The 21,833-nt window shown below is 66.5% G+C and carries 18 protein-coding genes; 4 read left to right on the forward strand and 14 right to left on the reverse strand.

Annotated elements, in window-relative coordinates; translation table 11 throughout:
- Positions 1-2 precede the first annotated feature (2 nt).
- Together vgrG and G3N64_RS02120 are read right to left on the reverse strand one after the other, a co-directional pair.
- Positions 3-2,516, reverse strand: a complete 2,514-nt coding sequence (gene vgrG, locus G3N64_RS02115) for a type VI secretion system tip protein VgrG (protein WP_205782106.1) — start codon at positions 2,514-2,516, stop codon at positions 3-5.
- A 436-nt stretch (positions 2,517-2,952) separates the two neighbouring features.
- A complete protein-coding gene (locus G3N64_RS02120) occupies positions 2,953-3,297 on the reverse strand; it encodes a hypothetical protein (RefSeq protein WP_205782107.1) in 345 nt (114 codons plus the stop codon).
- A 292-nt stretch (positions 3,298-3,589) separates the two neighbouring features.
- On the opposite strand from G3N64_RS02120, the gene G3N64_RS02125 reads away from it, so the two are divergent.
- A complete protein-coding gene (locus tag G3N64_RS02125) occupies positions 3,590-5,323 on the forward strand; it encodes a S53 family peptidase (RefSeq protein WP_205782108.1) in 1,734 nt (577 codons plus the stop codon).
- A gap of 105 nt (positions 5,324-5,428) precedes the next feature.
- On the opposite strand, the gene G3N64_RS02130 is transcribed toward G3N64_RS02125, so the two are convergent.
- From G3N64_RS02130 to G3N64_RS02150, 5 genes are all read right to left on the reverse strand, one after another.
- Positions 5,429-6,847 (reverse strand): MFS transporter, encoded by a 1,419-nt coding sequence (locus tag G3N64_RS02130; protein WP_205782109.1) that lies wholly within the window; start codon positions 6,845-6,847, stop codon positions 5,429-5,431.
- 224 nt (positions 6,848-7,071) lie between these two features.
- Positions 7,072-7,908, reverse strand: coding sequence for an ABC transporter permease (locus G3N64_RS02135; protein ID WP_047901362.1), 837 nt, complete (start codon positions 7,906-7,908; stop codon positions 7,072-7,074).
- A gap of 37 nt (positions 7,909-7,945) precedes the next feature.
- Complete coding sequence (locus tag G3N64_RS02140; RefSeq protein ID WP_205782134.1) at positions 7,946-9,202, reverse strand: ABC transporter permease; 1,257 nt, start codon at positions 9,200-9,202, stop codon at positions 7,946-7,948.
- A gap of 99 nt (positions 9,203-9,301) precedes the next feature.
- Positions 9,302-10,348 (reverse strand): ABC transporter substrate-binding protein, encoded by a 1,047-nt coding sequence (locus tag G3N64_RS02145; protein WP_205782110.1) that lies wholly within the window; start codon positions 10,346-10,348, stop codon positions 9,302-9,304.
- A gap of 76 nt (positions 10,349-10,424) precedes the next feature.
- Positions 10,425-11,555 (reverse strand): ABC transporter ATP-binding protein, encoded by a 1,131-nt coding sequence (locus tag G3N64_RS02150; protein ID WP_205782111.1) that lies wholly within the window; start codon positions 11,553-11,555, stop codon positions 10,425-10,427.
- A 108-nt stretch (positions 11,556-11,663) separates the two neighbouring features.
- On the opposite strand from G3N64_RS02150, the gene G3N64_RS02155 reads away from it, so the two are divergent.
- A complete protein-coding gene (locus G3N64_RS02155) occupies positions 11,664-13,187 on the forward strand; it encodes a PLP-dependent aminotransferase family protein (protein ID WP_205782112.1) in 1,524 nt (507 codons plus the stop codon).
- A gap of 27 nt (positions 13,188-13,214) precedes the next feature.
- Here the strand turns inward: G3N64_RS02155 and G3N64_RS02160 are convergent, their stop codons facing one another.
- The 5 genes from G3N64_RS02160 to G3N64_RS02180 all read right to left on the reverse strand — a co-directional run bounded on the left by G3N64_RS02160 (position 13,215) and on the right by G3N64_RS02180 (position 18,849).
- Positions 13,215-14,249, reverse strand: a complete 1,035-nt coding sequence (locus G3N64_RS02160; protein ID WP_205782113.1) for a lipase secretion chaperone — start codon at positions 14,247-14,249, stop codon at positions 13,215-13,217.
- Positions 14,250-14,252: 3 nt separating this feature from the next.
- A complete protein-coding gene (locus G3N64_RS02165; RefSeq protein ID WP_205782114.1) occupies positions 14,253-15,347 on the reverse strand; it encodes a triacylglycerol lipase in 1,095 nt (364 codons plus the stop codon).
- A 228-nt stretch (positions 15,348-15,575) separates the two neighbouring features.
- Positions 15,576-17,708, reverse strand: coding sequence for a TonB-dependent copper receptor (locus tag G3N64_RS02170; RefSeq protein ID WP_205782115.1), 2,133 nt, complete (start codon positions 17,706-17,708; stop codon positions 15,576-15,578).
- A gap of 82 nt (positions 17,709-17,790) precedes the next feature.
- Entirely contained in the window at positions 17,791-18,159 is a 369-nt protein-coding gene (locus tag G3N64_RS02175) for a DUF2946 domain-containing protein (RefSeq protein ID WP_205782116.1), read from the reverse strand.
- 153 nt (positions 18,160-18,312) lie between these two features.
- Positions 18,313-18,849, reverse strand: a complete 537-nt coding sequence (locus G3N64_RS02180; RefSeq protein ID WP_205782117.1) for a cytochrome b — start codon at positions 18,847-18,849, stop codon at positions 18,313-18,315.
- Positions 18,850-19,074: 225 nt separating this feature from the next.
- Between G3N64_RS02180 and G3N64_RS02185 the strand changes: the two genes are divergently transcribed.
- Positions 19,075-19,713, forward strand: coding sequence for a Pr6Pr family membrane protein (locus G3N64_RS02185; RefSeq protein ID WP_205782118.1), 639 nt, complete (start codon positions 19,075-19,077; stop codon positions 19,711-19,713).
- Positions 19,714-19,760: 47 nt separating this feature from the next.
- Here G3N64_RS02185 and G3N64_RS02190 read toward each other — a convergent pair whose 3' ends face one another.
- Positions 19,761-20,495, reverse strand: a complete 735-nt coding sequence (locus G3N64_RS02190; RefSeq protein ID WP_205782119.1) for a peptidoglycan DD-metalloendopeptidase family protein — start codon at positions 20,493-20,495, stop codon at positions 19,761-19,763.
- A 425-nt stretch (positions 20,496-20,920) separates the two neighbouring features.
- Between G3N64_RS02190 and G3N64_RS02195 the strand changes: the two genes are divergently transcribed.
- Complete coding sequence (locus G3N64_RS02195) at positions 20,921-21,241, forward strand: hypothetical protein (protein WP_021160881.1); 321 nt, start codon at positions 20,921-20,923, stop codon at positions 21,239-21,241.
- 118 nt (positions 21,242-21,359) lie between these two features.
- On the opposite strand, the gene G3N64_RS02200 is transcribed toward G3N64_RS02195, so the two are convergent.
- Positions 21,360-21,704 (reverse strand): DUF4148 domain-containing protein, encoded by a 345-nt coding sequence (locus G3N64_RS02200; RefSeq protein ID WP_205782120.1) that lies wholly within the window; start codon positions 21,702-21,704, stop codon positions 21,360-21,362.
- Between the last annotated feature and the right edge of the window lie 129 nt (positions 21,705-21,833).

Here is a 21,833-nt window from a genome sequence, read left to right on the forward strand (position 1 = left end):
AGTCAGACTTCCTTATTGTTCTGAAGCAGCAGCTTGAGGCCCCCGGCAACGTCCTGCCGGCTCAACGAGGTCTCCCCCTTTTCGTTGGTAACGCCCTCGATAATCTGCCCGCCGGCGAGCCGAATCTTGTAAGGTCGGTTTGCAACCGGCCGGCCGGTGATGTCGTCGCTGAGAATGAATCGTTCGTCATTCGCGATATCGGTCTGGTTGAACTTCGGCAGCGGCAACGACAGCGCACCGGGTCCTTCCTTCTGAATTTCGATGATCTTGAGGATCAGGCAGCCGGCCCCGCCAATTTCGACGTTGTCGCCCTGCACCTTGATGTAGGCCGTACCACCACCGCCGAGCACCACTCCGTTGGCGGCATTGACCGTCGTCGTGCCGTCTGCACTCGTGATCCGCATGTCCTTCTGCGCCACCAGTTCCATCGCATCCGACTGCGCCTGGATTTGAACCTTGCCGCGCGCGGCATAGAGCTTGATGCCAAACTTTTGCGCAAACAGCGACAGCACCTCGCCTGCCGCGATCGCAACGTTCCGGAGCGCATTCACGTTGAACCGCGAAGACGTGCCGACACTCACGTCCTTGCCCGCCGACACCATTACCCGATCCGGCGTCGCCAGGCCAATGCCGTTCGGTGCGGACAATGCGATCACGGCCGTTTTCAAGCTTGCCAGTTCGTCCTGCAGCCACGCGTTTTCCGCCTTCAGATCCGCGATTTCCGCCTGCGCCACCGCGGCAGCATCGGTCAACCCCCGCGCCTGCGCCTGAGTCAGCGCAAACTGGTTCGTTGCCGGCCGCATGTCGGCCGCCTGCCCGATCGCCTTCTCCTGCCGGTCGGACGACACCAGCAGGCCACCACCGGCGCGCACATGCCCACGATCGTCGGTACGCAGTTCGAAACCCTCACCGCGCAACTGTTGATTCCGGTCCACCGTATAGCCAAGATTGAGTTGCGTCTTACCGTGCTCAGTCGCGACCTTGACGTGTTCCTTGCCCTCCCGGTCGTCCAATTCGACGGTATTGTTGGAACGCGTGCGAATCGTGTTGCGCGTGCCCCAGGGCACGCCCGCGACAATCGGATCCGTGTGTTGGGCGGTATGCAGCACATGGCTGATGAACGGCAAATCCACGCAGCCCCACAGGAAGCTCACGCCGACCACCGTGCCCTCGACTAGCCCGAAGTGAAAGCCGGTTTGGTTCGGGCCCGCAAACGGCTTCGCCAGTCTCATCGGGCAGCTTTGCAAACCGGGCACACGCGTGTCTCGATCCAGATGAAGATCGACGATGTATTCGCCCTGCCTGTCCAGATACGGATCTTTCCAGCCGCCCGACGATGCGATCGTCCCGGTGATGACCCCGTCGATCCTGGGCCACGTTGCTTCCTTCAACGGCATTCGATACTGGCGATCGGATGGAATCGCATCGAACCTGACGTGATACGCCTTCTTCCGGGTCGCCCTGCGCGTCACCCGCACCACGACCAGCCCATGCTTCGCATCGGGCAATGTCCGATTGGACAGTTTAAGCACCGAGCCGGGCGTGAGGTCCAGCATGTCGCATTCGCCGCGATACTCGACCTGTCCAGCCAGCGCTGCCTCGCGGCGCAATTGCGCCTCTTCCTTCGCCTCGGCCTCGCTCCGATCCGGCATTCCCCAGGTATACGCTTCACCATAGGTAGTGCGGTCGTCGCTGACCGGGCAGGCCGCCTCGATTGGATCGGAAATCGCCGCTTCGGTATTGAACGTGCGTACCGTGTAGGTCGCCGGTAACGTCTTCGCATGCATTTCGAGTGCGCTGACCGACTCGACGCCTCCGGCTTCCAGTCCACTGTGCGGCCGGTATGCAACCGTCAGACGCTCAGCATCGCGGCGGTAGTGCGCATAATCGTCGCCGAAGCGCACCCGCTCGCAACGTTCGCCCTCCTCACATACGAACCAAATTCCAGAGCGCCGGCACAAGCGCGTAATGAACGCCAGGTCATCTTCGCCCCATTGCATCACGAAGCTGCGCTTGCGATAGGTTCGGTACAGCTGGAATTCAAACGACGCGAATATCTTGTTGAACTCGTGCTCCCGAAGAACTTGCTCGATGATCTCGGGAATGCTCATGTCCAGAAAGAACCGGCATTTCGGCGCATTGCGCAGCAGCGCCAGACGCGACTCCAGCACGATCTCGTACAACGACTGGTCGCGATTGGTGGCCTTCAGCGCGAAACTCGTCACCACACCTTGCACGCGGCGTGCGCCTTCCGGCTGGCTCCAGCTGTCACTCGGCGGCGGCTGGATCACGAACGCGCCCATCCGGTTAAGGAATTCGCTGCGCGACAAGTCATGACGGGGATGCGTGAATTGAATCGTGTACTTCGTCGGCTCCCCAATCCCGTGCTCCCCGGCGAACTCGTAAATGTCCGCGAGCGCAGCGGCTGGCACGCCCTTGAGATCGAGGCTGTAGAACTGATGGATGTTGATGCCCGCGAGTGCGAGCATGTCGGAAATGGCCGTGCTCGGGGTCAATCAATCCTCCGAAAACGTTTACGAAATAGTCCGTGCGACTTTAACCGGGCGAGTGCGAAAGCCGCCATAGGACGAATCTGAAATTAACAAGCACCGCGATCTGAAGCCGGGTCCTTTAATGGGTCCCACTCGGGCGAAAATGGATTCCGTATTTCCCGTATGCCAATCCGCTCGATTGGCACCACGCGTCTGGCGCCTAAACTGTTGCCGTGCGACATGCCCGGTACATACAGAGACAACGCGCCGTCTGCGTCGAAAACCGTAGCAAACAAGTCCCGATATCGCGCTCCGCGTGTGGCCAAATACACTATTGAGACCCGGTAGACTCAAAAGCATTTTCTGGAAATCTGACATTCCGGCTTATAGCCGATTGTGCAATACAGAAAACCTGCGCCGGACACTCTGCGACTGCGCCTTGACGCAATTCAATCCAATTTCAGTGACGGCGGAAATCAGACGTCGACGATCGCTGCCGCACATCGTTGCGCCCATACCAGACATGATCAACCACGTAACGGTGGCTTCGCTTCGCGATGCCGCTCCAGACAGTTTGGATTCCACCTCCGAATTCGAGCCCTTCCTCTAATCCGCAATCGCCGCATGCGATCCGAAAGTCACCTGCAAGACTGCCGGAAGCACCGTTCCACAGTTCGGGAATCGTTTGCGATCGACCGGCCCCTTTTTTGTGCACGCGCGAATCCGTTCCTGCCGCGTCGCTTCGTTTGACCACATAGTGCGACGCGGCATGCGGCAACGACCGGTCGTGCGTCATGGCATTCACGTGGCGATCCGCTCCGCAATCGCGCACGTTCCGGCGCCGCGACGAGCGACTCGTGCGTGCGAACGTCACACATTGCCGCGCAGTCGTGTCGCGAACCGGTTTCGTTCGACGCGGCCGCGATCGCTCGCGCGTACGACGCAGCGCATGCTCGCCCCCGCCTCGATGTCAGAACTGACAGCTATGGAAACTGCCAGCTACCTGAACGGCAGCGACACCCTACGCTCGTCACCGCTCGCGACCCCACAAGGGTCGGGGGCTCCAGCAACGTCGTCTCTCCTAAAAAGGACTCCCGATGAAAAGGAACGCCTGGTTTGCCCTGCCCCTGCCGTCGCCCCGCCGCCTTGCGTGCGTGGCACCGCTCGTGTTCGCCGCCGCTGCAGCGCATGCGGCGACGGACTGGGTCGACACCCATACGAAGGCCTTTCTGACCGGCCCGCAGTTGATGGCGCGCAGCGCGGCGCCGTCGCTCGAACTCGCGGCCGGCGAAACGACCGACGTCGTCGTCAGCCTGAAGCTGCGCAATGCCGCGCAGCTCAAGCAACTGTCGCGCGACGTTAACCGGCCGGGCAGCGCGCATTACCACCAGTACCTCACGCACGAGCAGTTCCTCGCCAGCTACGCGCCGACCGAAGCGCAGGTGAAGTCGGTGGTCGACTATCTGCACAAGAGCGGCTTCGTGAACGTCGAGGTCGCGCCGAACCGGCTGCTGGTGTCCGCGCGCGGCACGGCCGGCACGGTGAAGACCGCATTCAACACGTCGCTCGTCCACTTCGAATACGCGGGCCGTTCGGGCTTCGCCAACACGTCGACCGCGCAGGTGCCGCGCGCGCTCGGCGACGTCGTCGGCTCGGTGCTCGGGCTGCAGAGCGTCGCACGCGCGCGGCCGCTGCTGCGTATCGGCAACGTCGCGAAGCCGCAGGCGCTCGCGGCCGGCACGGCGACCGGCCACTATCCGAAGGAATTCCCGGGCCTCTACAACGCAACCGGCGTGCCGACTGCAGCCGGCGTCACCGTCGGCATCATCACGATCGGCGGCGTGTCGCAGACGCTGCAGGACCTGAAGCAGTTCACGTCGAGCAACGGTTACGGCACGGTGTCGACGCAGACCGTCAAGACCAACGGTACGGGCGGCAGCTACACCGACGACCAGGACGGCCAGGGCGAGTGGGATCTCGACAGCCAGTCGATCGTCGGCTCGGCCGGCGGCCAGGTCGGCAAGCTCGTGTTCTACATGGCGGACCTCAATGCGAGCGGCAACACGGGCCTCACACAGGCGTTCAACCGCGCGGTGTCGGACAACACCGCGAAGGTGATCAACGTGTCGCTCGGCTGGTGCGAGACCGACGCGAACGCGGACGGCACGCTCGACGCCGAGGAACAGATCTTCACGACCGCCGCGGCGCAAGGCCAGACGTTCTCGGTTTCGTCGGGCGACGAAGGCGTGTACGAGTGCAACAACCGCGGCTATCCGGACGGCTCGAACTACACGGTGTCGTGGCCGGCTTCGTCGCCGCACGTGCTCGCGATCGGCGGCACGACGCTCTACACGACGTCGTCGGGTGCCTTCTCGAACGAGACGGTATGGAACGAAGGGCTCGACGACAACGGCAAGCTGTGGGCGACGGGCGGCGGCGTCAGCACGATCCTGCCCGCACCGTCGTGGCAATCGGGCAGCAATCGCCAGTTGCCGGACGTCTCGTTCGACGCCGCGCAAAGCACCGGCGCCTATATCTACAACTACGGCCAGTTGCAGCAGATCGGCGGCACGAGCCTCGCCGCGCCGATCTTCACGGGCCTCTGGGCGCGCCTGCTCGCAGCGAACGGCACGGGCCTCGGCTTCCCGGCCGGCAAGTTCTACGCCGACATTCCGTCGAACCCGTCGCTCGTGCGCTACGACGTGGTGTCGGGGAACAACGGCTATCAGGGGTATGGCTACAACGCACGCACCGGCTGGGATGACACGACCGGCTTCGGCAGCCTGAACATCGCGAACCTCAACCAGCTGATCAAGTCGGGCGGGTTCTAAGCGAAGCGTGAAGGCCGGCGCGCGGTGGAGGTTCGTTGCGCGCCGGTTCGGGACTTTTCCGCAATCGTTGTTTGGTCGTCGGCTTGCGCCGCAACCGCGCGCCCCCTACTCTGTCGCCCGCTCGCTCACGCGCTCCGACGCGGCCGGCACGCCGGCTCGATGCGACGGCGCAAAGAGCCGTAACCCGCTCGCGACGCTCGCGGCCCCGGCGAAGCCCGCGCCGAGCATCAGCGCGAGCGTCGGCCCGTGACGCCCCGCGATCCCGAACGACAGCGCGACGAGCGCCGCGCCCGTCGCCTGCCCGATCAGCCGCGCGGTCGCGATGATCCCGCTCGCGCCGCCGCTGCGCTCGGGCGGCGCACTCGACATCAGCGCCTTCAGGTTCGGCGACTGGAAGAAACCGAAGCCCGCGCCGCACAACATCATCCGCCAGCCGATATCGATGACGCCCGGCGCCGCCGGCAACGCGGCGAGCGACACCATGCCCGCGCTCAGCAATGCAAGACCGATCGCGCCGAGCAGGCCCGGCGGATAGCGATCCGACAGCCGGCCCGCGATCGGCGCGGCGAGCGCGACGATCGCCGACCACGGCGTCATCAGGAACCCCGTCTCGACCGCGTTGCGATGCAGGACGGTTTCGAAATAGAACGGCAGCGACACGAATGCGAGCCCCTGCGCGGCGAACGCACACACCGCCGTCAGCGCGGACAGCGTGAACACCGGCCGGCGAAACAAGTCGACCGGCAGCATCGGCGCCGGATGCCCGGCCTGGCGGCGGATCAGCAGCCAGCCGAACGCGAGCGCGACCCCAGCCGCCGCGAGCACGACGGAAAGCGGCCCGCGCTGCGCGAATTCGCCGAGCGCAAAGATCAGCGACGCGAACGTGATCACGTTGAACAATGCAGCAACCGGATCGAACGCATGCTTGCCACGCGCCGTCTGCGGCAGCGACGGAATCGCCACTGCAAGCGCGAACACGCCGAGCGGCACGTTCACCGCGAACAGCCACGGCCATGCGGCGACCGACAGGATCAGCGACGCGATGGTCGGCCCCACCGCGAACGACACGCCGACCACGAGCGCGTTGAAGCCGACGCCGCGCCCGAGCCGGTGCGCGGGAAACAGGCCGCGGATCAGCGCGACGTTGACGCTCATGATCGCGCTCGCGCCGAAGCCCTGCACGATCCGCGCGGCCGTCAGCATCGGCAGCGTCGACGCGAGCGAGCAGCCGAGCGACGCAAGCGTGAACACCGCGAGCCCGGCGATATACACGCGCTTGTGGCCGACGATATCGCCGAGCGATGCGAACGGCAGCAGTGTCGCAACCATCGCGAGCTGGTAGGCGTTGATGATCCACACGGACGCGGCCGGCGACGCATGCAGGTCGGCGGCGATCGCGGGCAGCGCGGTGTTCGCGATCGCGGTGTCGAGCGTCGCGAGCGCGACGGCCAGCAGCACGGCGGACATCGCGCGCCAGTTGACGGCCGGCTCATGCGCGCCGGCGGGGGAAGCGAATTCGGACAAGATGAGGCTCGGCTGACGAGCGACGCGTTGCGCCACGTCGCGGATTGGACTCGCGGCGGCGTTCCGCTCGCACCGCACGCACGGAACGCGCGCCGCCGCGCCCCGTATTGTTGCAGAGCCGCATCAAACGTGCAGGCGGCCGACTCGTCAGTCAGCGAAATGAAAGAAAAAGCGTTGCCGTGCAGGACGCGCGGCAACGCAGGCGCAGCAGGCAAGCCCGCCGGTCAGGTCACCGCGCGCCGCGCATTGCGACCGCGCAGCCATTCGAGCGCAAGCAGCAGGCTCGTCGAGAAAATGATCAGGATCGTTGCGAGCGCAGCGATCGTCGGGCTGATGTTCTCGCGGATGCCGGTGAACATCTGGCGCGGCAGCGTCGTCTGGTCCGCACCTGCGAGAAACAGCGTGACGACGACTTCGTCGAACGACGTCGCGAACGCGAACAGCGCGCCCGACATCACGCCCGGCGCGATCACCGGCAGCGTCACGCGGAAGAACGTCGACACCGGATTCGCACCGAGCGACAGGCTCGCGCGCACGAGATTCTGGTTGAAGCCCTGCAGCGTCGCGGCGACCGTCGTCACGACGAACGGGACGCCGAGCGCCGCGTGCGCGGCGATCAGCCCCGTGTACGTGTTCGCGAGGCCGAGCGGCGCGAAGAACAGGTACATGCCGACGCCGACCACGACGACCGGCACGATCATCGGCGACAGCAGCACGGCCATCAGCAGCCCCTTGCCGCGGAAGTCGGCCTTCGTGAGACCGATCGCGGCGAGCGTGCCGAGTACGGTCGCGACGACGGTCGCCGACGGCGCGACGATGAAGCTGTTCTTCGCGGCCATCCGCCACTCGTCCGATGCGATCAGGTTCTCGTACCAGCGCATCGAGAAGCCCGGGATCGGATAGACGAGGAACGTGCTCGACGAGAACGACAGCGGCACGATCGCGAGCACCGGCAGGATCAGGTACAGCAGCGTCAGCACGACGAGCACGCGCAGCGCGACGTACCACGCGCGCTCGACGAACGACATGTGCGGCGCGAACAGCGGCCTGGCGAGTTTCATGGTCGGATTCCCCTTCCCTTTTCGTTTCGCGCGGCGCTCAGCCGAGGCTCACGTTGGTGCGCGTGAAGCGCCCGTACACCGCGTACAGCACGAGCGTCGCCGCGAGCAGCAGCCCGCCGAGCGCGCACGCCATGCCCCAGTTGATCGTCACGTTCGTGAAGTACGCGACGTAGTAGCTGACCATCTGGTCGTTCGGCCCGCCGAGCAGCGCGGGCGTGATGTAGTAGCCGATCGCGAGGATGAACACGAGCAGCGCGCCCGCGCCGACGCCCGGGTAGGTCTGCGGCACGTACACGCGCCAGAACGCGGCGAACGGATGGCTGCCGAGCGACACGGCCGCGCGCTGATAGGTCGGCGGGATCGACTTCATCACGCTGTACAGCGGCAGGATCATGAACGGCAGCAGGATGTGCGTCATCGAGATGTACACGCCGATGCGGTTGAACAGCAGCGTCAGCGGGTGCGAGATCAGCCCGCTGCCGATCAGCGCCGTGTTGATGAGCCCTTCGCTCTGCAGCAGCACGATCCACGCGGCGACCCGCACGAGCACCGACGTCCAGAACGGAATCAGCACGAGGATCATCACGAGGTTCGCGCGACGCTCCGACAGCGTCGAGATCCAGTATGCGAGCGGATAGCCGAGCAGCAGCGCGAACAGCGTGACGGCGACGCCGATCACGAACGTCCGGCCGAAGATCGCGAGATAGATCGACTGGTCGGGGTCGGCCTGCACGATGTGGCCGAAGCCGTCCTGCTTGTGGTCGAGCGCCGCGAGCAGGTAGAACGGCGACACCTGGCTGCCGTTCTTCGCGATCGACTGCCAGTACGCGACGTCGCCCCAGCGCGAGTCGAGCTCGATGAATTTCTCGCGCGTCTGCGCAGGTGTCAGCGCCGCATCGTTGTCGCCTTTCAGCGGCATCGCACGCGCCGTCTTCGCGACGAGCGAGCGATAGCCGGGAATCTCGGTGTTCAGGCGCCGTGCGAGCGCGCCCATCGCCTCGCTGTCGGCCACCTTCGTCATGTCGGCGGCGAGCGCGACATACGCGGCGTCGGCCGGCGGCGCCTTGCGGTCCCAGCCCGACAGCGCGGCGACCGTTTTCGGCAACGCGGTCGCGATCTCCGGGTTCTGCACCGCGCGCGTGAGCAGCGTGCCGATCGGCACGACGAAAATCAGCAGCAGGAAAATTGCGAGCGGTGCGACCAGCAACAGCGCCATCGTGCGCTTGCGGGCTTCGGCGGCCTTCAGCTCGCGCTTGAGCGCGGCAGTCGACTGCGAGGAAGGCGCGATCGTCATCGTATTCAACGGTTCTCTCCGGCCGGGCACGATCCGGCGGAAGGCCGCACGACGCGTCGATAGCGCCGTGCGGCCGGTTGCATCAGGACACCTGACCGGTTACTTCGTCGCCCATGCGGCAAAACGCTGCTCGAGCTCGTCGCTGTGGTCGGTCCAGAAGCCGATATCTTCCAGCACCGCGTTCTTGCCGTTGGCCGGCGAGTTCGGCAGGTTCGCGAGCGTCTTCGCGTCGAGCGACTTGATCGCCGCGATGTTCGCCGGACCATACGCGATGTGCTGCGCATACGCCTGCTGCGGCTTCGGCGTCAGCGAATACGCGATGTACTGCTCGGCCAGCGCCTTGTTCGGCGAGCCCTTCGGAATCGCCCAGTAGTCGAGGTCGTAGATGCTGCCGTTCCATACGACCTTCAGGTTCTTGCCTTCCTTCTGTGCGGCGTCGATGCGGCCGTTGTACGCGGTCGACATCACGACGTCGCCGGCGACGAGGAACTGCGGCGGCTGCGCGCCCGCTTCCCACCACTGGATGTACGGCTTCAGCTCGTCGAGCTTCTTGAACGCGCGGTCCTGGCCGGCCTTCGTGCCGAGCACCTTGTAGACGTCCTTCGTCGCGACGCCGTCGGCCATCAGCGCGAATTCGAGGTTGTAGCGTGCGCCCTTGCGCATGCCGCGCTTGCCGGGGAATTTCTTCACGTTCCAGAAATCGGCCCAGCCGGCCGGCGCCGACTTAAGCTTGTCCGCGTTGTACGACAGCGCCGTCGACCACACGAAGAAACCGACGCCGCACACCTGCGGCGACTCCGGAATCAGGTCGGACTTCTTCGCGATCTTCGACCAGTCGAGCTTCTCGTACAGCCCTTCGTCGCAGCCGCGGTTCAGGTCGCCCGATTCGACTTCGACCACGTCCCAGTTGACGTGCTTCGCCTCGACCATCGCCTTCACTTTCGCCTGCTCGCCGTTGTATTCGACGGCCGTGACCTTGTTGCCGGTCGCCTTCTCGAACGGCTGGTTGAAGGCCGCCTTCTGTGCGTCGCCGTTCGCGCCGCCGAAGTTGACGACCGTGAGCTCGGCGGCCGATGCCGATGCGCCGGCGACGGCGAGCGCGAGTGCCAGCACGGTACGACGCGCGTTAAAGCTTGCTCGGTTCATGATGGTTCCTCTCCTCTCGTGGTGGAAGTGGGCATTGTTGTTGACGACGTGCTGCGAAAAATCGGGAAAACCCTGCTCAAGCGAACACACGCAGGTGTTCGGGCGCGAACGCGAGCGCGACCGGTGCACCGGGCGAGAACGCATCGAGCGCGCCGGTGCCGAGCGGCACCTTCACGAAACATTCGTCCTGGCCGGGCAGCGCGCAGCGCATGCGCACGTGATCGCCGAAATAGATGAGGCTGCGCGCTTCGCCGCTCAAACGGTTCGCGGCCGCGCTGTTCGTCTGACCATTGGCGTGGCCATTCGCCTGCCCGTTCGCGCCGTGCGCGGCGAGGCTCATGCGTTCGGGGCGGATGCACGCAACGGCCGGCGCGCCCTCTGCGGCGTCGCCGATGCGGCGGCCGACGAGTTTCGTGCCGTCGTCGAGCCGGAATTCGCAGAATTCGCCGTCGACGCGCGCGATGGTGCCGCGCAGCCGGTTGCTGTCGCCGATGAAGTTCGCGACGAATTCGTTGCACGGCGATTCGTACAGGCGATCGACGGTATCGAGCTGCTGCACGATGCCCTTGTCGAACACGGCGACACGATCGGACATCGTCAGCGCCTCGCCCTGGTCGTGCGTCACGTACACGAAGGTCACGCCGAGCTTTTCGTGCAACGCCTTCAGCTCGTACTGCATGTGTTCGCGCAACTGCTTGTCGAGCGCGCCGAGCGGCTCGTCCATCAGCACCAGCTTCGGCTCGAACACGAGCGCGCGCGCCAGTGCGATGCGCTGCTGCTGGCCGCCCGACAGCTGCGCCGGGTAGCGTTTCGCGAAACGCTCCATCTGCACCATCTTCAGCGCATGCGCGACGCGTTCCGCGCGCTCGGCCGCCGGCAGCTTGCGCACGGTCAGCGGATACGCGACGTTCTGCTCGACCGTCAGGTGCGGAAACAGCGCGTAGTTCTGGAACACCATGCCGATGTTGCGCTTGTGCGGCGGCACGTTGTTCAGCAGCTCGCCGTCGAGGCGGATCTCGCCGCCGGTCGGGAATTCGAAGCCGGCGAGCATCATCAGGCAGGTGGTCTTGCCTGAGCCCGACGGCCCGAGCAGCGTCAGGAATTCCCCTCGGTGGATATCGAGGTCGAGCGATTTGACGACCAGCGTCTCGCCGTCGTAGGTCTTCCGCACGCCGCGAAAGCTGACGATCACATCATCGGACTTCATCGTGGCTGTCCCCTTGCTTCGCGACAATTGATTTTGAGATGCGAGCCACTATACGGCGCGCACGGTTCTACAATAGGGAACCATTTCAATATTACTAGTAGGACCACTTTGGATACCGTGATCCTCGCCGACTGGCTCTCTGCCCGCCTCGACCGCCATTCGCCCGAGCCGATGTACCGGCAGTTGCTGCAGCAGATGCAGCAGGCCATCCTGACCGGGGAATTGGGGCCAGGGACAAAGCTGCCGAGTTCGCGCACGCTCGCGGCCGACCTGTCGATCGCACGCAATACCGTGCTGCACGTGTACGACCAGCTGACGGCCGAAGGCTACGTGCTGACGACCACCGGCAGCGGCACCTATGTGGCCGACACGCGGCCGGACGCCGCCGCGATTCGTGTGCCGGGCGCGGCGGCGCCGCCGTCGAGCGCCGATGAACCGCCGCTGCCGGATGCGCAGGGTGGCCTGTCGATGCGCGGCCGGCAACTGATCGAGCACGCGGGCGTGTCGCGGCGCCAATGGGGTGCGTTCATGCCGGGCGTGCCGGACGTGTCGGAATTCCCGAGCCGGACGTGGAGCCGCCTGCAGGCGCGGCTGTGGAAGGAAGCGAACCCCGAGCTGCTGACCTATGCGCCGGGCGGCGGCTACCGGCCGTTGCGGCGCGCGCTCGCCGATTACCTGCGCGTCGCGCGCTCCGTCAAATGCACGCCGGACCAGGTGATCATCACGACGGGTATCCACCAGTCGATCGATCTCGCGGTGCGGCTGCTGTCCGACATCGGCGATCGTGCGTGGGTCGAGGAGCCGTGCTACTGGGGCGTGCGCAGCGTATTGCAGGCGGCCGGTCTCACACTGACGCCGGTACCGGTCGACCAGGAAGGGCTCGACCCGCGTGCCAGCGACCTGCAGCACCCGCCGCGGCTCGTGCTCGTCACGCCGTCGCATCAGTACCCGCTCGGGATGGTGATGAGCCTCGCGCGGCGGCGGATGCTGCTCGAATACGCGCGCCAGCACCGCTGCTGGATCATCGAGGACGACTACGACAGCGAGTTCCGCTACGGCAGCCGCCCGCTCGCATCGCTGCAGGGGCTCGACGACGGCGGCCGCGTGATCTACGTCGGCAGCCTCGGCAAGATGCTGTTCCCGGGGCTGCGGATGGGCTACATGGTCGTGCCCGAGCATCTGGTCGACACGTTCCGCACCGGGTTGTCGGAGCTGTACCGCGAGGGCCAGCTGATGCAGCAGGCCGTGCTCGCCGAATTCATCATGGACGGCCACCTGACTTCGCACGTCAGACGAATGCGCACGCTGTACGGCGAGCGCCGGCAGTTGATGATCGACGCGATCCGCGCGCGCTTCGGCGACGCACTGCCCGTGATGGGCGACGAGGCAGGCCTGCATCTCGTGCTCGGCCTGCCCGACACCTGCGACGATCGCGCGGTCACGCAGAGCGCGTTCGATGCGGGCGTGATCGTGCGCCCGCTCACGAGCTACTACAGCAACCTCGACACCGCGCAGCGCGGCCTGCTGCTCGGCTATGCATGCGTCGCGCACGAAGGCATCGGGCCCGCGTTCGACACGCTCGCGAATACCATCGAGCGACACCTGCCGCGCGATCTCACGCGCGCGGCTTAGCGGCGCGCATTCGCCGCGCCGCCCGCGTTACCGCGCGCTGCCCGCCCCGCGATCGAGCGAAGCCGCGCGCACGGCTTCGCCGGGCTTCGTGAACACGCGCTGCCGCAGCGCGGCGATCTGCGCGTCGCGATCCTGCGGCGACAGGCCGGCCGACTCGATCTGCGCACGCTGGGCCGCATAGTCCGCGTAACGGCTCTGCCACGATGCGTCATCCTGCTGCATCTGTGCGACGCGCGAGGCGGCGTCGGGGCCGAGCGTCTGCGTCAGTTGCGCACGCATCGCATCGGGCGTCGCCCCGCTCTTCTGCAATTGCGCGATCTGGTCGATTGCCGCGCGTTGCCGGTCGATGCGCTGCTGCGCGGCGCGTTCGTCGGCCGGCATCTGCTGTTCGAGCGCCGCGAGCCGTTCGGCCTTCTGCGCGTCCGTCAGCGTGGGATCCTGCGCGATCTTCAGCCGTGCGAGGTCGTAACGCTGCCGCCACTGCTCCGCGCCGAAGAACGGCTGGCTCCAGTCGCCGAGCGTGCGGTACGCGATCGACGCGCGCTGATCGAGCGCGAGCTGCAGCGCGCCCAGGTCGGACTTGTCGACCGCGCCGCCATCGCGCAGTTTCGCGAGTGCGTCGAGATACGCGCGATACCGGTGCCACACGTCGAGCGCCTCGACCTGCGCCACGGTGCCGTCGAGCTGCGCGGCAATCTCGCGCACGACGAACGCGTCGAGCGCGGCCGCGCCCAGATCGCTCTGCGCAGTCAGGCAATAGTCGAAGAAATCGCGCACCGCGCGCGACTTCGCGAGATGGCCGCCGGCGTCGAGCGGCAGCCGAGGTGCGCGGGAGCCGGCAAGTGACGGCGGCAGGCCCGCGCTCGCCGGCACCGCGGCCTGCGGCGGTGCGGCAGCCGATCCACGCGCCGCCGACCCATCCGGCGGCTCGCCGGCAGTGCCCGTCTCGCGATGCCAGCCCGCGCCGCTCCACATCGCGACACCGGCAATCGCCGCCAGCCCCACGACACCATAGACCACGGCGCGCCGCGCCAGCGGCGCGCGCCCTTCACGTGCCGTCATCGATTACACGCCCGCCAGCTTCAGCCGATTCGCATGCGTGCGGATCACCGCAACCGGATCTTCCGCATACGCGCCGCGCACGCCGAGCAACTGGTTGATCTCGTCGATATGGTTCCATTTGTAGCTCGTGCTCAGCACCTTGCCGTACAGCGCACTGCACTTCGACACGAGCCCGTCGTTCTGCCCGGCGTTGCGGTTGATCATCACCGTGCCCGTGCCGAACAGCGCGAGCGTCGATAGATCGAGTGCGTTCGCCGGATCGACGAGCGGAAGGGTGCTCGTGTCCGTCGCACCCGTGACGCCGAACAGCGAGAGCGTCGGCTGAATCGCCGTGCCGGCCCATGAGTACAGCAGATGCGTGTTGCCGCCGACGGTTTCGGTCGGGGCACCGGTCTGGCAACTGCCCGGCGCACCCAGGCCCGCGCTCGGGTAGTTCTGGTTGTACGTGGCGGCCCGTGCGGTCGTCAGCGTCTGCAGTGCGGCGAGCGCGTCCTGGTTCGTGTTGTGGCTGCTGCTCGTCAGGATCCCGAACACATTGACGAACGCGGCGATCACCGATGACGACAACCCGGTCGGATCGTACGCCAGCACGTTCTGCACGAAGTCGGCAAACTCGGAGCCGCGATGCGGCGTGCCGATCGTCGTCACCGACGCGACGAGATCGGGCGCGACGGCCGCGACATAGCGCGACGTGAGGCCGCCCTGGCTGTGGCCGACGAGATTGACCTTGGTCGCGCCCGTCGCCGCGAGCACCGTCCTCACGTAGGCGAGCAACTGTTCGCCGCGCCCGTTCGGGCCGTCGTCGCTCTGGAAACCCGACAGGTTCGCGACGTAGACGGTCGCGCCGTTCTGCTGCAGGTCTTCCTGGATGCCGTACCAATACTCGAGCACGCCGGCGTACTTGTCGGTACCCGTGAGCCCGTGCACGAGGATGATCGGATAACGCGTCGCCGTATAGCCATCGGCGGGCGCGGGCGCCGCCATCGCCGCGTGCGCCGTCGCGAGCGTCATCGCTGCAGTCGTCCCCGCGAACGGCGCGATGCTCATCGCGCATGCCACTGCCCCTGCCACCATCCTGGAACGCATCGTTCTGGCCATGCATGTTCTCCTGATTATTGTGCTGTCGGTGCGAATGAAGCCGGATCGACGCGGACTATGCATCGCGAACGTCGCGACCACCGTGTGCGTCGAATGCGGGAGTGAATCACGAGTCGGGAACGTTTGCGCCTTGACTAGATACGGTTCTCTAATCGGTTGACGCGCCCCGCCCGTTCGGGCGGGGCCGCGTTCATGCACGCGCATGCTGCAACGCACACGCGCGATGCGTTACAGCTTCGCACTCACACGCACCCATGCGGTCCGGCCCGGTTCCATCACCGGCGAGTTCGCCGGATAGCCGAAGCCCGCGTTGCCGGCGAGGTTCAGGTGCTCGGTGTAGGCCTTGTTCAGCACGTTGTCGACGCCGACCGAAATCTGCACGGTCTTGCTGACGTTGTACTGCGTATGCAGCGAAAGCACACCGAATCCGGCGCTCGGGCCGAAGTCCTTGCCGACCACGTTGCCCTCGTTCAGGGCATAGCGATGCTGCGGCGCAACGATGCGCCACAGCCCTCCTGCCGACCACGCGCCACGCGTGTATTCGAGCCCGATGCGCGCCTCGAGCGGCGGCATCTGCGGCAGCGGATCGCCGCTTGCCACGTTGCGCCCCCACGCATACGCGAGCGACGTCTCGACGCGCAGCGGCGCAACCGGTTTCCACGACGCGCCCGCTTCGCCGCCCATAATCTGCGCGTTGACATTCGTTGCCTGCGTGGTCGGGCCCATCATGCCGGCCGCGTAATTGAACAGGATGAAGTCCTGCACGTAACCCGCGTAGGCCGACACCCATGCATCGAGCCGGTCGCTCTTGTATTGCGCGCCGATGTCGAGCTGCGTGGTCCTCTCCGGCCGCACGGCCGAGAATGCGTTGACCGACCCGGCCGGCCCGCGCTTCGCGGAGAACAGCTCCCAGTAGTCGGGATAGCGCTCCGTATGGCCGATCCCCGCGTACCACGTGACGGGCAGCGACGCGAGATCGCGCTCGTAGCGGATGAAGCCGCTCGGCAGCACGCGCGTGCGATCGTCGTCGAAGGTCGGATTCGGCTTGCTCTTCATCATGCCGCTCGTCGTCGCGCGCTTGTCGCGTGCGCTCGCATGGTCGATGCGCGCGCCGCCGATCACGCGCGACACTTCGCTCGCGTACCACGTTAGTTCGCCGAACACGCCTGCGTTCCACATCGTCGCCTGCGCATCCCACGGCTTGTCGCCGTAGTTCTGCCGCCCCATCGCCGAGCGCGAATCGAGCCGGTTCGATTGCGCATCCACGCCCGTCACGAGCTTGAAGTCGTCGGCGAAACGGAACGTCGCGGCCGCGCGCGCGCCGAACGTGCGACGCCGCACTTCCGACGCCATCCGCATCGGCATGCTGCTGGTCGGGTCCGGTTGCCGCAACGTGGTGTTGTCCATCACGTGATCGGCTTCGTTGTAGTACACGCGTGCCTCGATCCGGTCGAGCACGTCGCCGAGATGCTGCTTGTCGAACGACAGCCCGAACGTCTCGCGGCGGAAATGCGCGCCGTCCATTCCGCGCCCCGCGTAGCGCGCATAGCCGTCGCCGGTGCCGGCGGTCAGCTCGACGCGCGTGTGGTCGTCCGGCGTCCAGCCCAGCGCCGCATCGGCGTTCCACTTGTCCCACTGCGACGGCACGGTGTTGCCGTTGCCGTCCTTGTAGTCCTGCGAATGCGCGTGGTTCGCGGTCACGCGGCCATAGACGTCCGGCGTGCCGGCCGTCACGTCGATGTTCTGGTCGTTGCGGCCGAACGACCCGCCGACCAGGCTGCCCGCGAAGCGCATGCCGGGCTTGTCGAAGCGCGGCGTCACGCGCTCGAACAGCACGGTGCCGGCCGACGCGCCGGGACCGTACAGCACGGTCTGCGGCCCCTTCACGACGGTGACCTTGTCATAGCTTTCCGGTGCGATATACGACGTCGGCGCATCCATCCGGCCCGGACATGCGCCGAGCGTCGACATCCCGTTCGCCAGGATGTTCAGCCGCGAGCCGAACATCCCGCGCAGCACGAGGTCGCCGTTGGTGCCGCCGCTGCGGATCGACGTGAAGCCGGGGATCGTTTTCAGGTAGTCCGCGCCGTCGCTGGCGGGCAGCGGCTGGCGCGGGGTCTTCGGATCCGTGACGACGACGAGCGGCGTCGTCAGCGGCGAGGCGACGACTTCGATGGCCGGCAGCGGCGCGGCCGCATCGTCGGTCGGCGCGCCGGCCGCGCGCGCCGTTTCGGCTGCCGCGGCGCTCGCGGCCAGCGCGCCGACTGCGAGCGCGGGAACGGTGAGTTTCAGCACGCGCGGCATGCGCCGCGCACAGGCATTGCGTGACGCCCGCGGCGCACGCAACTGGAAAATGGTCATGATCGAAAGCCCGAGTGACGCCCTCCACGCGGCCTCGACGGGCCGCACGGATATCGGCGGTGAAAAGAACGGAAACAGCGCGTCAGGCGCGCTCGGGCGGGGCGCGCGGATACGCGCGCGGATAGCGGTCGGCACGCGCCGCGACGGCAGGCGGCGCGACGGCGGAAACGGAAACGACGGGAATGGAAGCGAGTGCCGCGGCGGCAGGCCCGCCGATCGCGGGGCTGTGCGCGAAGAAGCCGCAGTAGCCGCAGGCATCGAGATGCAGCGCATGATCGTGCATGCGGCCCGCATCGGGCGACTGATGCGCACCATGCTCTGTACTGCAGACGATCGCGTCAGGCGTGGCCGCCTGCGCGACGCGCCACTGCGACACCAGCGGCGCCGCGATCGCGAACCAGATCGCGAGCACGCCAAGCCAGGCGGTCAGGTGACGATGTCGGTGCAGCATGCGCGGCGGCGAGTAAGCGGAATGTAAAAACAGCCGAGATGTTACAGAATGTTCAACGCGATGGCCAGCGCGGAGCCGGTAAACGGACCGGGGGTGCATGGTTGTCAACACAACCATGCGCCCCGCCTGCTGCGCGTTTCCGGATCGTGCCGATCAGGGCGCCATGCGCCGCAGCACGTCGTCGCGCCGGATGAAATGATGGTAGAGCGCGGCCAGCGCATGCAGGCCGATCACGAAGTAGAACGCGTTGCCGATCAGCTCGTGCGCTTCCTTGATCGTCGGCCGCAGCGCCTTGTCGGGGCCGAACAGCGTGAACGACACGCCGAGCCAGTCGAGCGACACCGGCTTGCCGCCCAGGTTGATCATCATGATGCCGAGCAGCGGCTGCACGATGATGAACACGTAGAGCGCGACATGCGCGAGCTTCGAGAGCCAGCGCAGCAGCGCCGCTTGCGGAATGGCCTCCGGCACGCGGCTGACGACTCGCCACAGCACGCGCAGCACCGACAGCACGAGCACGAGCGTGCCCGCGGTGAGATGCACGTTCATCCAGAACACCCGGCTGTCGCTGCCCTTCGGCCCGCGGATCTCGATGGCCAGGTAGGCCAGCGCCACCAGCAGGAATACCGCCCAGTGGAAGAAGATCGCGGGCGCGCTGTAGCGCGTCTGTTTCGCGAGGATGTTTCTCATGCTTCGTCTCGTATTGGTATGCGGGGATGGGCGCATGCGGCAACCGGCCTGTGCCCGGAAAGCTGCCCCGATTGTAGTCGCACGGGCATCCGGTTTTGTACGACGCGCGCAAATATCCGACGAATCGTCGACGCACGCCGCGCGGCGCGCCATATGGAAAGTCCGCATCGCGCACCCGGACGGCTGTGGCACGATGGAGCTTTGGTGCGACGGCACGCGGGCATCATGAGCAAGGCGTTCTTCGTTGCGGCCTATCGGCTGACCGCCGCGTTGCTCGCGGTATCCACCACGCTGCACAGTGTGGCCGACTACTGGCACCTGCCGAGCTTTCATCTCGGCAACTACCTCAGCTACTTCACGCAACTGAGCAGCCTCTACGCGGCCGCGATGCTCGCCGCCGGGCTCTGGCGCATCGCGCGCCCGGGCTCGGCCCGCTACGAATCGATGCGCGGTGCCGCGGTGCTGTACGTGCTGATCACCGCGATCGTCTACGAACTCCTGCTCGCGCGGCTCGATGCGCTGCGCCACGTCACGCCGGCCTTCAACAACTGGGTGCTGCACCGGATCGTGCCGCTCGTCGTGCTGTGCGACTGGCTGTACGTGGAGCCGCGCTTGCCGATCCCGCGGCGCAGCGCGTTCGCGTGGCTCGCCTTTCCGGTCGTCTATCTCGGCTATACGCTCGTGCGCGGCTCACTCGAGAACTGGTATCCGTACCCGTTCGTCGATCCGCGGCCGCACGGCTACCTGCCGGTCGCAGTCCAGTGTTCGCTGATCGCGCTCGGCGCGGCCGCGCTCGCACTGGGCATACGCTGGCTCGGCAATCACGCGAGACAGACCGGCGCGGTGACACTCAAGAAAGGATGAAGGCGGGAGCGTGTGCGCCGCCCGGCGCACACGGGATGATGCGGGCGTCAGCCGCCGTTGCGCGGCAGGAAGTTCATCGGATCGACGACCTTGCCGTTCTGGCGGACTTCGAACTCGAACGTCGAACGGCCGCTCGCGTCGGTGCCCATTTCGGCGACCGGCTGGCCCTGGCGCACCGCGTCGCCTTCGTTGACGAGCAGCTTGCCGTTGTGTCCGTAGGCCGTGATGAGCCCGTTCTCATGCTTCAGGATCACGAGCGGCCCGTAGGCCTTGACGCCGGATCCGGCGTAAACCACGCGCCCTGCCGCCGCAGCCCGCACCGAATGGTCGGGCCCGGACGCAGCGATCACGAGGCCGCGCGTCTTGCCGGCCGAGAACGGCGCCGCCACGACACCGGTGGCCGGCCATGCGAGCGAACCCGGCTGCGCAGCCGCCGCGGGCGGCTGCCCGAGCGACGTCGCGGCCGGCGGCGGCGCGACGCGCAGCACCTGGCCGGGATACACGGCATCGGTCGGCGCCATGTGGTTCCAGCTGGCCACGTCCTGGACGCGCTGCCCGTAGGCGTTCGCGACGCCCGCGAGCGTATCGCCCGGGTTCACACGGTAATAGCCGGCGATCACGCCCGGCGTCGCGGCCGACGTCGGTGCCGACTGGCGCGCCGGCTGCCAGCTGTCGGTCCACGGCGTCATCGTGCAGCCCGTCAGCGCGATGGCCGCGGCAACGAGCGCCGCCTGCGGCAGCCAGCGCGTCAGCGCGTCGTGGATGGGAATAGTTTCTCTCAAGGGTCCTCCCGGATTTGCTTCGTTGCGCCGCCCACCGCCCCCCGGCGCGCGACGCACGATGTCCGGCCGGACGGCCGGACCAACCAGTATCCGACCGCTCTCGCGGCCGTCAGTTTCCACAGTGGAACGTCGGCGCGAATGGGCTCACCGGCCCCTTTTTCGCGTCGCTCCAATCGGCAAAGATACCATTTGTGGCGGTCAAGGCCGCGTCAGGTGCCCGATCCGGCAACAATCTTGCGGCACCGCAGCGGCATGCCGGTGGTCGGCAAGCCTCGCCGCACGGGCCGCCGGGCGGGCCTGCGGCGGATCTTCCGCCTGCCGCGCCACCCTCGCAGGCCGTATCGATCCCGTCACATTCTCCCCTTCGATCGCCACCTATACTCGGTGATGCACTGCGCGATCCAACGACAACGAGGAGCATGACAATGAACAACGCGACGTTTCTTTCCGTGCAGCTCAACGCCGACGATTTCTCCGGTTCCAGCGGCCTGGTCGAATTGCTCAACCGGCACCTGCTGTTCGCGACCGACGTCGCCGAGGCCGCCGATGCGCTCGTCCAGCTGGCGAGTGTCGCGCACATGACCGGCGCCACGCGCCACAGCGTCGAGCTGCCGGTCCTCGCGATCGAGCGGCTGCGCGATGCGCTCGACACGCTGAGCGGCTACGACGAAACGTGGCTGCAGGTGCTGGAACCGGCCGAGGCGCTGTTCCGCGATATCGGGCGCGGCAGGCGCCCGCTGCACTGAACTGACGGCTGGCGCGATACCCGCGCCGCCAATGAAAACAGCCCGCCGTTCCGGATGACGGAACGGCGGGCTGTTTGTACTTCAGGGGTCGAATCAGGCCGCCCAGGCGGCCAGACCATTAACGACCCTTGTAGATCGGAGCGTCGTCAGCGATGCGCTTGACTTGCCAGCCGGTCTTGGCCTTGGCCGGTGCGCCGGATTCCTGCGCGGCGGCCGGTTGCGCGCCGTAGCCGGTCGTGTCGGCAGCGGCGACGTTCTGTTGCGGGTTCAGGCGGGCTTCAGCAGCCTGGATGCCGTCCGGGTAGTTCGTACGGTCGCTGCCCAGCTTGTAGCCGGCCTGCTGGACGGCGACGAGGTCGGCCTTCACCTGTGCGCGGGTGACGGGCGCATTCTGTTGGGCGAACGAGACGGCGGGAACGGCGAGGACAGCAGCTGCGGCGAACGTTGCGATCAGCGATTTCATGATTACCTCCGGGATTTTTTTGCTCCGCCGCACACACCATGTCTGCAGCGATGGAACAGAGTTTAGTCCCGGCGTCGCCTAGGGAAAACCATGAAACAACGAAAACACTGTTTCCCCGGAGCCAACAAT

The sequence above is a fragment of the Burkholderia sp. Ac-20344 genome (assembly GCF_017104975.1).
Lineage (GTDB): Bacteria > Pseudomonadota > Gammaproteobacteria > Burkholderiales > Burkholderiaceae > Burkholderia.

Bases quoted from the DNA above. Each gene is read 5' to 3' on its own strand.
- G3N64_RS02125 (WP_205782108.1), top strand. From the start codon at position 3,590: ATGAAAAGGAACGCCTGGTTTGCCCTGCCCCTGCCGTCGCCCCGCCGC.
- G3N64_RS02135 (WP_047901362.1), bottom strand. From the start codon at position 7,908: ATGAAACTCGCCAGGCCGCTGTTCGCGCCGCACATGTCGTTCGTCGAG.
- G3N64_RS02140 (WP_205782134.1), bottom strand. From the start codon at position 9,202: ATGACGATCGCGCCTTCCTCGCAGTCGACTGCCGCGCTCAAGCGCGAG.
- G3N64_RS02165 (WP_205782114.1), bottom strand. From the start codon at position 15,347: ATGGCCAGAACGATGCGTTCCAGGATGGTGGCAGGGGCAGTGGCATGC.
- G3N64_RS02175 (WP_205782116.1), bottom strand. From the start codon at position 18,159: ATGCTGCACCGACATCGTCACCTGACCGCCTGGCTTGGCGTGCTCGCG.
- G3N64_RS02150 (WP_205782111.1), bottom strand. From the start codon at position 11,555: ATGAAGTCCGATGATGTGATCGTCAGCTTTCGCGGCGTGCGGAAGACC.
- G3N64_RS02195 (WP_021160881.1), top strand. From the start codon at position 20,921: ATGAACAACGCGACGTTTCTTTCCGTGCAGCTCAACGCCGACGATTTC.
- G3N64_RS02170 (WP_205782115.1), bottom strand. From the start codon at position 17,708: ATGACCATTTTCCAGTTGCGTGCGCCGCGGGCGTCACGCAATGCCTGT.
- G3N64_RS02180 (WP_205782117.1), bottom strand. From the start codon at position 18,849: ATGAGAAACATCCTCGCGAAACAGACGCGCTACAGCGCGCCCGCGATC.
- G3N64_RS02200 (WP_205782120.1), bottom strand. From the start codon at position 21,704: ATGAAATCGCTGATCGCAACGTTCGCCGCAGCTGCTGTCCTCGCCGTT.
- G3N64_RS02185 (WP_205782118.1), top strand. From the start codon at position 19,075: ATGAGCAAGGCGTTCTTCGTTGCGGCCTATCGGCTGACCGCCGCGTTG.
- G3N64_RS02160 (WP_205782113.1), bottom strand. From the start codon at position 14,249: ATGACGGCACGTGAAGGGCGCGCGCCGCTGGCGCGGCGCGCCGTGGTC.
- G3N64_RS02145 (WP_205782110.1), bottom strand. From the start codon at position 10,348: ATGAACCGAGCAAGCTTTAACGCGCGTCGTACCGTGCTGGCACTCGCG.